We start from the raw sequence: 11853 nt of genomic DNA, 5'->3' as shown, positions 1-11853 counted from the left end.
GCATTGCGCTGGCGAGCGGGTGACAGGGGCGCGAGCGCCGCCAGGCTCAGCGAGTCGACCCCGGCCCAGGCAAACGCATGCTGCGTGGCGGCGGCCTGCAAGTCCTCGCGCGCCAGCTCGTCGAGCAAGCCCTGCGCCTCGTGCAGATGCGCGGCACTGCGCACCAGACTCTGCTGCGCTTGCGGCCAACGCTGGCGCAGTGCGGGCACGACCTCTGCGCGTAGATAGTTGCGGGCGAAGCGCGTGTCGCTATTGGAAGGGTCTTCAATCCAGGTCAGGCCGTGGCGCGTGGCGTAGTCCTGCAACTGCGCACGGCAGTGGCCAAGCAACGGCCGCACCAACTGCCCGCGACCCAGCGGGCGCACCTGAGGCATGCCCGTCAGCCCGCGCAGCCCAGCCCCCCTGAGCAGGCGAAACAGCACGGTCTCGGCCTGATCATCGAGGTGCTGGCCGGTGAACAGCACATCACCCTCTTCCAGCAAGGCCTCGAATGCCTGGTACCGCGCCGTGCGCGCAGCCTGCTCAAGACTGGCTCCGGTTTCGACCTTGACCTCGACCAGGCGCAGCTCCACGCCCCACTGCTCACACACCTGCTGGCAGTGTGCCGGCCACGTGTCGGCCACCGCCTGCAACCCATGCTGCACATGCACGGCACACAGCGGCGGCGCCCCATGGCGTTGCGCATAGGCGTGCAGAAGGTGCAGAAGGACGGTGGAGTCGAGCCCACCGGAAAAGGCGACCTGCCAGCGACGGGCGGTCAACCAGGGGCGCAACAGTGGCGAGGGATCCGGCATGGTGCTCTGCTCCCGGGCCGCGCCGCAGCGCGGTGGCGGGCGACCCAGGCTCATCGAGGGGTCTTACAGACCGTAGCTCATCAGGCGCTCATAGCGACGATTGAGCAGTGCGTCGTGGTCCAGCGTGGCCAACTGGTCGAGTTGTTCGACCAGGTGCTCACGTACGCTTTCGGCCATTTTCACCGGATTACGGTGGGCGCCGCCCAGTGGCTCGCCGATCACCTTGTCAACGATGTTGAGGCTCTTCAGGCGCTCGGCGGTAATGCCCATGGCTTCAGCGGCATCGGCAGCCTTCTCGGCGGTCTTCCACAGAATGGACGCGCAGCCTTCGGGCGAGATCACCGAATAGGTGGAGTACTGGAGCATGTTGAGCTGGTCGCACACACCGATGGCCAGCGCACCGCCAGAACCACCCTCACCGATCACGGTGGCGATGATTGGCGTTTTCAGGCGCGCCATGACGCGCAGGTTCCAGGCAATCGCTTCGCTCTGGTTACGCTCTTCGGCATCGATGCCTGGGTAGGCACCCGGGGTGTCGATGAAGGTCAGGATCGGCATCTTGAAGCGCTCGGCCATTTCCATCAGGCGGCACGCCTTGCGGTAGCCCTCGGGGCGCGGCATGCCGAAGTTGCGGCGCACTTTCTCACGCACTTCGCGGCCTTTCTGGTGGCCAATGACCATGACCGGCTTGCCGTTCAGGCGCGCAGTACCGCCGACGATGGCCGCGTCATCGGAGAAGTGACGGTCGCCGTGCAGCTCTTCGAATTCGGTGAAGATGTGCTCGAGGTAGTCGAGGGTGTACGGCCGGCGCGGGTGGCGCGCCAGGCGGGCGATCTGCCAGCTGGTGAGATTACCGAAGATGCTTTCGGTGAGGCTGTTGCTCTTGTCTTCCAGACGGGCAATTTCATCGCTGATGTTCAGCGAATTGTCGTTGCCAACCAGGCGCAGGCCTTCGATCTTGGCTTGCAGGTCGGCAATCGGCTGTTCGAAATCAAGGAAATTCGGGTTCATAAGCATCCGTCTTGGGTCTACGGCCAGGCGGCCGGCCGGTTGATCCGTTTGGCGCCATACCTTACGGGATCAGGCGCATTGAGGTCGAGTTTAAAATGGGATCGATTCAACGATATTGCAAAAAGACGTTCTCACGTCCGAACTGGTCACGCAGGGCCTGGATCAGACCGTCCGCCGGGTCGATGCGCCACTGTTCGCCGAACTGCAACATGGCCTTGGCGTCGCTCCCGGTGTATTCCAGGGTGATCGGGCAGCCGCCGCGGTGACGGGTGATCAGCTCGCCCAGCCAGCTCAGGCGGTCGCCCTTGAGCGCTTCACAACTGAGCTTGAGGCGCAGGCTCTCGGCCAGACGCGTGCGCGCGTCCTCCATGGTCATCACCTGCTTGACGCGCAGGCGCAGACCGCCGGAGAAATCATCGTTGCTGACCTCCCCTTCGATCACCACCATGGCGTCGGTCTGCAGCAGGGCCTGGGCGGCCATGAAGGCATCGGCGAACAGCGAGGCCTCGATGCGTCCGGAGCGGTCATCGAGGGTCACGAAGCCCATCTTGTCGCCTTTCTTGTTCTTCATCACCCGCAAGGCGATGATCATCCCCGCAACGGTCTGCACTTCGCGCGACGGCTTCAGGTCGATGATGCGCTGCCGGGCGAAGCGGCGGATTTCGCTCTCGTACTCATCGATCGGGTGGCCGGTCAGGTACAGGCCCAAGGTGTCTTTTTCACCACGCAGACGCTCCTTGAGCGTCAGTTCGCGGACCTTGCGGTGATTGGCGTAGAGGTCTGCATCCTGCTCGACGAACAGACCGCCGAACAGGTCCACATGCCCGCTTTCTTCGGTGCGGGCAATCTGCTCGGCTGATTTGACGGCCTCTTCCAAAGCAGATAACAACACCGCGCGGTTGCTGTCGATGCTGGCGTGATAAGCCTTGATCTCGTCATGGAAGTTCGGGCCCAGGCGATCCAGCGCACCACTGCGAATCAACGCATCGAGGGTGCGCTTGTTGATGCGCTTCAGATCGACCCGCTTGCAGAAGTCGAACAGGTCCTTGAATGCACCACCTGCAGCACGCGCCTCGACGATGGCCTCGACCGGCCCCTCGCCCACGCCCTTGATCGCGCCCAGGCCATAGACGATACGGCCATCGTCGTTGACCGTGAACTTGAACTCGGAGCTGTTCACATCCGGGGCATCCAGGCGCAGTTTCATGCTGCGCACTTCTTCGATCAGCACCACCACCTTGTCGGTGTTGTGCATATCGGCAGAGAGCACCGCGGCCATGAACGGTGCCGGATAGTGGGTCTTGAGCCAGGCGGTCTGGTACGACACCAGGCCATAGGCCGCCGAGTGAGACTTGTTGAAGCCGTAACCGGCAAATTTCTCTACCAGGTCGAAGATGTTGCCTGCCAGGTTTGCATCGATGCCGTTCTTCGCACAGCCGTCGACGAAGCCGCCGCGCTGCTTGGCCATCTCCTCGGGCTTCTTCTTGCCCATGGCGCGGCGCAGCATGTCGGCCTCACCGAGGGTGTAGCCGGCCATGACCTGGGCAATCTGCATCACCTGTTCCTGGTACAGGATGATGCCGTAGGTCGGCGCCAGCACCGGCTGCAGGCCGTCGTACTGATAATCGGGATGCGGATAGGCCAGCTCGGCGCGGCCGTGCTTGCGGTTGATGAAGTCATCGACCATGCCCGATTGCAGCGGGCCCGGACGGAACAGCGCCACCAGTGCGATGAGGTCTTCCAGGCAGTCGGGCTTGAGCTTCTTGATCAGCTCCTTCATGCCGCGCGACTCGAGCTGGAACACTGCGGTGGTTTCGGCTTTTTGCAGCAGCTCGAAGGTCTTGCGGTCGTCCAGCGGGATGAAGTCGATGTTCAGGTCGGGCTGGTCGAGCTTGGCCTGTTCGCGGTTGATGGTTTCCATCGCCCACTTGATGATGGTCAGCGTACGCAGGCCGAGGAAGTCGAACTTGACCAGGCCGGCGGCTTCGACGTCGTCCTTGTCGAACTGGGTGACCAGGCCGCCGCCCTCTTCATCGCAGGCCACGGGCGAAAAGTCGGTGAGCTTGGTCGGCGCGATGACCACGCCCCCGGCGTGCTTGCCGGTGCCTCGGCAGACCCCTTCGAGCTTGAGCGCCATCTCCCAGATTTCCCGGGCTTCTTCGTCGCTCTTGAGGAAGTCGCGCAGGATTTCTTCCTGCTCATGGGCTTTTTCGAGCGTCATGCCCACTTCGAAGGGAATCATCTTCGACAGGCGATCGGCCAGGCCGTACGACTTGCCCTGCACCCGCGCCACGTCGCGGACCACGGCCTTGGCCGCCATGGTGCCGAAGGTGATGATCTGGCTGACCGCATTGCGCCCATAGGCGTCGGCCACGTACTCGATGACCCGGTCGCGACCATCCATGCAGAAGTCGACGTCGAAATCGGGCATCGAAACCCGTTCAGGGTTGAGGAAGCGCTCGAACAGCAGGTCATAGGCCAGCGGGTCGAGGTCGGTGATCTTCAGCACGTAGGCGACCAGCGAGCCGGCACCCGATCCTCGGCCCGGGCCGACCGGCACGCCGTTGTTCTTGGCCCACTTGATGAAGTCCATGACGATCAGGAAGTAACCGGGAAAGCCCATCTGGATGATGATGTCCAGCTCGAACTTCAGGCGGTCGAGGTACGTTTGACGCTTCTCTTCATAGTTGGGCGTGGTGTCCTTGGGCCAGAGCACCGCCAGGCGCTCCTCGAGGCCCTCATGGGACACATGGCGCAGGTAGTCGTCGATACCCATGCCATTGGGTGTCGGAAAATCGGGCAGGAATGCCTTGCCCAGCTGCACCTGGATGTTGCAGCGCTTGGCAATCTCGACGGTGTTGGCCAGGGCGTCAGGCAGGTCGCTGAACAGCTCGGCCATTTCCTCCGGGCTCTTCAGGTACTGCTGGTCGCTGTACAGGCGTGGGCGACGTGGGTCGTCGAGGGTCCAGCCTTCTCCGATGCAGACGCGTGTTTCATGGGCGTCGAAGTCGGTCTGCTTGAGGAAGCGAACGTCGTTGGTGGCGACCAGCGGCGCGCCCAGGCGATCGGCCAGGGCGACGGCAGCATGCACATACTCTTCATCGCCTGGGCGACCGGTGCGCTGCAGCTCGACGTAGAAACGCTCCGGGAACATCTGCTGCCAGTCGTGCAGCAGCGCTTGCGCTTCCTGCTCGCGACCGGCCAGCAGGGCCATGCCGATATCCCCCTCGCGCGCGGCTGACAGGGCGATCAGGCCGGCACTGGCAGGCGCAATCCAGTCTCGCTGGATGATGACCAGGCCATTGCGCTGGCCTTCGAGCCAGCCCCGCGACAGCAACTCGGTGAGGTTGCGATAGCCCTGCGGGTCCATTGCCAGAAAGCAGATACGCGACAGCGGTGCGTCCGGCTCGCTGCCCGCCAGCCACAGGTCGGCGCCGCAGATCGGCTTGATCCCCGCGCCCATGGCCGCCTTGTAGAACTTGACCAGCGAACACATGTTGCTCTGGTCGGTAATCGCCACCGCCGGCATGTTCATTCCGCCCAGCGCCTTGGCCAGCGGCTTGACCCGCACCAGGCCATCGACCAGGGAAAATTCGGAATGCACGCGCAGGTGAACGAAAGAGACCGGCATTGATGATCCTGTGACAGTGTGAAACGAGGGGCGCGATTGTACCGTAATGGTCAAGCGGATGCCGTTCGAGGAGACGAGCGTGGCGCGACGGGGCCTTGGTGCGGACGGGCGTTACAACAGCGTGTTATAGACACTCACGTGGCGCTCGTAGGCCATGCGCACTGGCGCGAAGGAGCGCCGGTGGATGGGCGTTGGCCCCAGGCGGGCCAGGGCCTCCAGGTGCACCGGGGTGGGATAACCCTTGTGGGCGCCGATCCCGTAACCGGGGTAAAGGCCTTCGAAGCTGCTCATCTCGCGGTCACGGGTCACCTTGGCCAGGATCGAGGCTGCCGCGATGGCCGGCACCTTGCCGTCGCCTTTGATCACCGGCGCTGCCGGCACGGCCAGCACAGGGCAGCGGTTGCCGTCGATCAGCGCCAGTCTGGGCGTGACATGCAGGCCTTCGACCGCCCGTTTCATGGCCAGCATCGTGGCATGCAGGATGTTGAGCCGGTCGATCTCCTCGACCTCGGCGCGGGCGATGCAGAAACTCAGGGCTTTCTCGCAGATTTCGTCGAACAGCGCTTCGCGCCGGGCCTGAGTGAGCTTCTTCGAGTCGTTCAGTCCCAGAATCGGGCGCCGCGGATCGAGGATCACCGCGGCGGTGACCACGTCTCCGCACAGTGGGCCACGGCCGACTTCATCGACGCCCGCGACCAGCTCTTCGACCAAAGTGAAATCCAGGCCCAATTGCATCAGCGCGCCCCCAGCAGCGCGAGGACAGCCTCAGCCGCCTGGTTCGAGGCATCGCGGCGCAGGGTGCGGTGAATCTGGTCGAACGGCTCGGTCTGCGCCGAGCCATCGCGCACCAGCGGCGCCAAGGTTGCCGCCAGGGCCTCGCTGGTGGCGGCCTCCTGCAACAGCTCAGGGACCAGCATGCGCTGGGCCAGCAAGTTGGGCAACGACACGTAGGGGCTCTTGACCATGCGCTTGAGAATCCAGTAGGTCAACGGTGCCAGGCGGTAGGCCACCACCATTGGGCGCTTGTACAGCAGCGCTTCCAGGGTGGCCGTGCCCGAGGCGATCAGCACGGCATCGCAGGCGGCCAAGGCCTGGTGCGACTGGCCGTCGAGCAGCATCAGCGGCAGGTCGCGGCCTTCGAGCATCTGCTCGATCTGGGCGCGGCGCGTGGCATTGGCACACGGCAGCACAAAGCGCACACCCGGCAGTTGCTCGCGCAGGTGCTGCGCAGCGTCCAGGAACAACGCGCCCAGGCGCCCTACTTCACCGCCGCGGCTGCCCGGCATCAGCGCAACCACAGGCTCGCGGCCCAGACCCAGCGCCTGGCGCGCAGCGTCGCGATCGGCCTGCAAGGGAATGGTATCGGCCAAGGGATGGCCGACGAAGCGCACCGGCACGCCTTGCTCTTCGTAGAACCTGGCCTCGAACGGCAGCAGGGTGAGCATCAGGTCGCAGCCCTGACGGATCTTCAATACGCGCTTTTGCCGCCAGGCCCAGACGGACGGGCTGACGTAATGCACCGTCTTGATGCCGGCCTGGCGCAGGGTCAGCTCGATGTTGAGGGTGAAATCGGGCGCGTCGATACCGATGAACACATCAGGCTTTTCGCTGAGCAGCGTCTGAATCAGGTCTTTTCGGCGCTTGAGCAGCTCACGCAGCCGGCCCAGCACTTCGACCAGGCCCATGACCGCGAGGCGCTCCATGGGGAAGTACGACTGCATGCCCTCGGCCTCCATCAAGGGGCCGCCGACCCCGATGAAGCGGATGTCCGGGTGGCGGAGCTTGAGGGCGCGCATCAGGCCCGAACCGAGAATGTCGCCGCTGGCCTCTCCGGCCACCAGCGCTATACAAAGCGGGGCCATGTCAGCGAGTGATGCCGCGGGCGGACGTCACGATCGACTGGCGGAACAACTCGACCTCAGGGTGCCTGGCGGCCAGCTCGGCGAGCTCGGCCACCGCGTGCTCGACGGTGAGCCCCTGACGGTAGACCGTCTTGTAGGCGCGGCGCAGCGAGTGGATCACCTCATCGCTGAAGCCGCGACGGCGCATGCCTTCGAAGTTCATGCTACGGGCCTCGGCAGGGCTGCCGAACACCGTGACGAACGCCGGCACGTCCTTGCCGATGGCCGTGCCCATGCCGGAAAAGGCGTGCGCCCCGATATGGCAATACTGGTGGACCAGGGTGAAACCGGAAAGGATCGCCCAGTCGCCCACGTGCACATGGCCGGCCAGTGCGGTGTTGTTGACCAGGATGCAGTGGCTGCCGATCACGCTGTCATGGCCGATATGGGCATAGGCCATGATCAGGTTGTGATCACCCACCGTGGTTTCCGCGCGGTCCTGGATGGTCCCGCGGTGAATGGTCACGCCTTCGCGAATGACATTGTGATCGCCGATCACCAGACGCGTGGGTTCGCCACGGTACTTGAGGTCGGGGGTGTCTTCACCGATCGAGGAAAACTGGTAGATGCGGTTGTGCTTGCCGATGCGCGTCGGACCCTTGAGCACAACATGCGGGCCGATGACCGTGCCCTCCCCGATGTCGACATCGGGGCCAACGATCGACCACGGGCCCACTTCGACGCCGTCGGCCAACCTGGCTGACGGATCGATGATGGCCCGAGGATCGATTGAATTCACAGGGAGCGTTCCGCGCAGGTAATTTGCGCCGAGCATACCGGCTTGCCGTCGACCAGTGCGCGGCATTCGAACTTCCAGATCATGCTCTTGCGGCTGAGGAAGGTCGCTTCCAGGACAAGCTGGTCACCCGGCAGCACGGGCTGGCGGAAGCGCAGCTTGTCGGAGCCCACGAAATAGTAAAGGGTGCCGTCAGCCGGCTTGGCGTCAAGCATCTTGAACCCGAGGATTCCCGCAGCCTGGGCCATGGCTTCGATGATCAGCACGCCCGGCATGATGGGGTGCGCCGGGAAGTGGCCATTGAAGAACGGCTCGTTGATGCTGACATTCTTGTAGGCACGAATGCTCTGGGCCTCGTAGTCCAGATCCGTCACCCGATCCACCAGCAGGAACGGGTAGCGGTGAGGCAGGTATTCGCGAATCTCGTTGATGTCCATCATTTCGGGGGGAAGCCTGTAATAAGAATAGGGAGCGTAGGCGCTGACCACACGCTCCTTTTGCCATCCAAAGAGGAGCCAGCTAGCGACGAATCACGCTTGCCAGGAAATTGCTGTCAGCCCTCTGATGCTGGCTGACTCTCTGAGGTCACGGTATCGACACGTTTTTCCAGCTGCTGCACGCGCTTGGCCATGTCATCGAGCTGGCGAATTCGCGCGGCACTCTTGCGCCAATCGGCCAACGGCTGCATGGCCGTACCCGACGAATAGCCGCCTGGCTCGGTGATCGAACGGGTGACCATGGTCATGCCCGAAACGAACACGTTGTCGCAGACATCGATGTGCCCGACCATCCCCACGCCACCGGCAATGGTGCAATGTTTGCCGATGCGGGTGCTGCCGGAAATGCCCACGCAGGCGGCCATGGCGGTGTGCGCACCGACATGGACGTTGTGGGCGATCTGGATCTGGTTGTCGAGCTTGGCACCTTCGTCGATACGGGTATCGGACAACGCGCCGCGATCGATCGCGGTGTTGACACCGATTTCCACATCATCGCCCAGGGTAACGCCGCCAATCTGCGCAATCTTGCGCCACACACCCTTCTCGTTGGCAAAGCCAAAGCCTTCGCCGCCAATCACGGCACCCGACTGAATGACCACCCGCTTACCGATGGTGACATCGTGGTAGAGGGTCACCCGTGGTGCCAGCCAGCCGTCTTCACCGATCACGCAACGTGCACCGATGAAGCAGTGCGCACCGATGGTCACACCGGCTGCGATACGCGCACCGCTCTCGATCACCGCAAACGGTCCGACACTGGCAGCCGCATCCACCTCGGCATCCTCAGCTACCACGGCGCTGGGATGAATACCCGCCACAGCCTTGGGCTTTGGATCGAAGAGGTGGGAAATCCGCGCGTAGGCCAGGTACGGATCAGGCACGATCAGTGCGTTGCCGGAAAACGCTTGCGCGTCCGCAGCCTTGAGCAGTACCGCGCCTGCCCGGGAAGTTTCCAGGTATTTGCGGTACTGCGGGTTGGCCAGGAAACTCAACTGCTCCGGGCCTGCCTCCTGCAAGGTGGCAAGCCCGGTGATTGGCAGCGCCTCGGAGCCCTTCAAGGTGGCTCCCAGCGCTTCGGCCAGCTGGCCGAGCGTGAGGGTCTGGGTCATATCAACGCGCTTGGTTCATGCGCTCGATGACTTGGCGGGTGATGTCGTACTGCGGTTTGACATCGATGACCGCGCCGCGCTCGAGCACCAGATCGAAGCCACCTTTCTTGATGACTTCCTGCATGGCATTTTCCATCTTCGGCCGCAGGACCTTGAGCAGATCGCGGTCGGCAACGGCTTTGGCTTCGTTCAGTTCCTTGGACTGGAACTGGAAGTCACGGGCCTTTTGCTTGAACTCGAGTTCCAGGCGCTCGCGCTCAGGGGCAGCCATCTTGTCGCCGCCTTTGATCAGGCGGTCCTGAATGCCTTTGGCGCTGCTTTCCAGGCTCTTGAGCTTGTTGAACTGCGGGCCAAATTTCTTCTCGGTGTCAACGGCGTACTTCTTGGCGGCGTCGGATTCGAGCAGTGCCATCTGGTAGTTCAGAACGGCGATCTTCATTTCGGCGAAGGCCGGGGTGGCGACCAGCGCCGCAGCCACGAAGGCCAGTTGGGTCAACTTACGCACGATGCACTCCTGAATAAACCGTTGTCGTTGAGCAGGGGCCGACCTTAGAAGGTCTGGCCCAGAGAGAATTGGAACACTTGGGTGTCGGCATCGTCAGGTTTCTTGATCGGCATCGCCAGGCTGAAGCTCAGCGGGCCGAGCGCGGTGACCCAGGTGACGCCCAGGCCGACGGAGCTGGCCATGTCGGAGAAGCCGAGTTCGGCGCACTCGACTTTCTTGCCTTCCTCGGTCCTTTTCGACTTGCAGTCGGTGTTGAAGACGTTACCCACGTCCCAGAAGACCGATGTGCGCAGCGAGCGCTGATCCTTGACGAAAGGCAGCGGGAACATCAGCTCTACGCCGCCTTGCACCAGGAGGTTGCCGCCGAACGGCAGTGGATCTTGGTCTGGGTCCGTTTCAGTCCCGTTTTTACCCGTACTCGGCGTGCTGCGTGGCCCCAGGCTGCTGTCCTTGAAGCCACGCACCGAGTTGAAGCCACCGGCGTAGTAGTTCTCGTAGAACGGCAGACCGGAGGTCCCGCCGAAACCGTCGCCATACCCCAGCTCGGTGTGCAGGCGCAGGGTGTAGTCAGGCGTCAGCGGTTTGAACAGCTGGCCGCGGTAGTCGATCTTGTAGAACGACAGGTCGCTGCCTGGAATGGTGCTTTCCAGGGTCAGGCTCTGCGAATGACCGCGGGTAGCCAGTACCCCTTTGTTCAAGGTCGATTCCGACCAGCCCACCGAAGCCTTGAAGTTGGTAAAATCTTTACCCTCCTTTTGTAGGAAATCGAAGATTTCATCAACGGTATAACGACCCGTCTTGATTTCATCCTGCTGCACGGTCAAACCGTAGGTCAGGCGCGACGTTTCGCTGATCGGGTAACCCAGGCTGACGCCGGCACCCAGGCTGTCGACGGCGTAGCTTGCCACGTCAACGTCGAGGTCATCGTAGTTGGTGCTGCGGTAGAACGCGTTGTAGCCCAGGCTCACGCCATCGGGCGTGAAGTAGGGGTTCACGAAACCGAAGTTGTAGCGGGTCTGGTATTCCGAGCGGGTCAGACCGACCGAGACCTTGTTACCGGTACCGAGGAAGTTGGTCTGGCTGATGGCACCGCCCAGGATCAGGCCGGCGCTCTGAGCGAAACCAACGCTGGCGGTGATCGAACCGGAGGCTTGCTCTTCTACCGCGTAGTTCACATCGACCTGGTCGTCAGTGCCTGGCACCGGCGGGGTCTCGACATTGACGTCCTTGAAGAAGCCCAGACGCTCAAGACGGGTCTTGGACTGGTCGATCAGGTAGGTCGACGCCCAGCCACCTTCCATCTGACGCATTTCGCGGCGCAGCACGTCGTCTTCGGTCTTGGTGTTGCCGCGGTAGTTGATGCGGTTGACATAGGCACGCTTGCCCGGATCGACGACGAACATGATGTCGACGGTGTGGTCTTCGTCGTGCGGCTGCGGCACGCCGTTGACGTTGGCGAAGGTGTAGCCTTCGTTGCCCAGGCGACGGGTGATCAGATCGGACGTGCCGGTCATGACCTTGCGCGAGAAGACCTGGCCAGGCTGTACCAGCAGCAGCGACTTGATCTGGTCTTCGGGGACTTTCAGGTCGCCGGACAGCTTCACATCACGAACGGTGTACTTCTCGCCTTCGTTGATGTTGACGGTGATGTAGACGTGTTTCTTGT

General features: G+C 62.9%; 10 protein-coding genes. All 10 read right to left on the bottom strand.

The features are described from left to right. The coding region (gene tilS / locus RT028_RS17620) for a tRNA lysidine(34) synthetase TilS (protein ID WP_312936393.1) at positions 1–794 on the bottom strand (794 nt) is incomplete at its 3' end. Positions 795–857: 63 nt separating this feature from the next. After that, the gene (gene accA, locus RT028_RS17615) at positions 858–1805 is read right to left on the bottom strand and encodes an acetyl-CoA carboxylase carboxyl transferase subunit alpha (protein WP_312936392.1); all 948 of its coding nucleotides are present in this window, start codon (positions 1803–1805) and stop codon (positions 858–860) included. A gap of 106 nt (positions 1806–1911) precedes the next feature. Then, positions 1912–5436, bottom strand: a complete 3525-nt coding sequence (gene dnaE / locus RT028_RS17610) for a DNA polymerase III subunit alpha (protein WP_312936391.1) — start codon at positions 5434–5436, stop codon at positions 1912–1914. A gap of 111 nt (positions 5437–5547) precedes the next feature. Next, a complete protein-coding gene (gene rnhB / locus RT028_RS17605) occupies positions 5548–6171 on the bottom strand; it encodes a ribonuclease HII (protein ID WP_312936390.1) in 624 nt (207 codons plus the stop codon). After that, on the bottom strand, positions 6171–7298 hold the full coding sequence (lpxB, locus tag RT028_RS17600) for a lipid-A-disaccharide synthase (protein ID WP_312936389.1): 1128 nt from the start codon (positions 7296–7298) through the stop codon (positions 6171–6173). The genes rnhB and lpxB overlap by 1 nt, the downstream gene beginning before the upstream one ends. A gap of 1 nt (position 7299) precedes the next feature. Next, positions 7300–8076, bottom strand: coding sequence for an acyl-ACP--UDP-N-acetylglucosamine O-acyltransferase (gene lpxA, locus RT028_RS17595; protein ID WP_312936388.1), 777 nt, complete (start codon positions 8074–8076; stop codon positions 7300–7302). Beyond that, complete coding sequence (fabZ, locus tag RT028_RS17590) at positions 8073–8513, bottom strand: 3-hydroxyacyl-ACP dehydratase FabZ (RefSeq protein WP_028696812.1); 441 nt, start codon at positions 8511–8513, stop codon at positions 8073–8075. Before fabZ ends, lpxA begins: the two co-directional genes overlap by 4 nt. Before the next feature lie 113 nt (positions 8514–8626). Then, on the bottom strand, positions 8627–9682 hold the full coding sequence (gene lpxD, locus RT028_RS17585; protein WP_312936387.1) for a UDP-3-O-(3-hydroxymyristoyl)glucosamine N-acyltransferase: 1056 nt from the start codon (positions 9680–9682) through the stop codon (positions 8627–8629). A gap of 1 nt (position 9683) precedes the next feature. Then, a complete protein-coding gene (locus RT028_RS17580) occupies positions 9684–10187 on the bottom strand; it encodes an OmpH family outer membrane protein (RefSeq protein ID WP_312936386.1) in 504 nt (167 codons plus the stop codon). A gap of 44 nt (positions 10188–10231) precedes the next feature. Beyond that, positions 10232–11853: outer membrane protein assembly factor BamA (gene bamA / locus RT028_RS17575; RefSeq protein ID WP_312936385.1), on the bottom strand; the 1622-nt coding region annotated here is incomplete at its 5' end.

This window comes from Pseudomonas sp., from assembly GCF_032058845.1.
Lineage (GTDB): Bacteria > Pseudomonadota > Gammaproteobacteria > Pseudomonadales > Pseudomonadaceae > Aquipseudomonas.
This window is presented reverse-complemented; position numbering and strand designations above follow the sequence as displayed.

Coding starts and splice junctions, on each gene's coding strand:
- lpxD (WP_312936387.1), bottom strand. CDS start 9,682: ATGACCCAGACCCTCACGCTCGGCCAGCTGGCCGAAGCGCTGGGAGCC.
- lpxB (WP_312936389.1), bottom strand. CDS start 7,298: ATGGCCCCGCTTTGTATAGCGCTGGTGGCCGGAGAGGCCAGCGGCGAC.
- dnaE (WP_312936391.1), bottom strand. CDS start 5,436: ATGCCGGTCTCTTTCGTTCACCTGCGCGTGCATTCCGAATTTTCCCTG.
- accA (WP_312936392.1), bottom strand. CDS start 1,805: ATGAACCCGAATTTCCTTGATTTCGAACAGCCGATTGCCGACCTGCAA.
- fabZ (WP_028696812.1), bottom strand. CDS start 8,513: ATGATGGACATCAACGAGATTCGCGAATACCTGCCTCACCGCTACCCG.
- rnhB (WP_312936390.1), bottom strand. CDS start 6,171: ATGCAATTGGGCCTGGATTTCACTTTGGTCGAAGAGCTGGTCGCGGGC.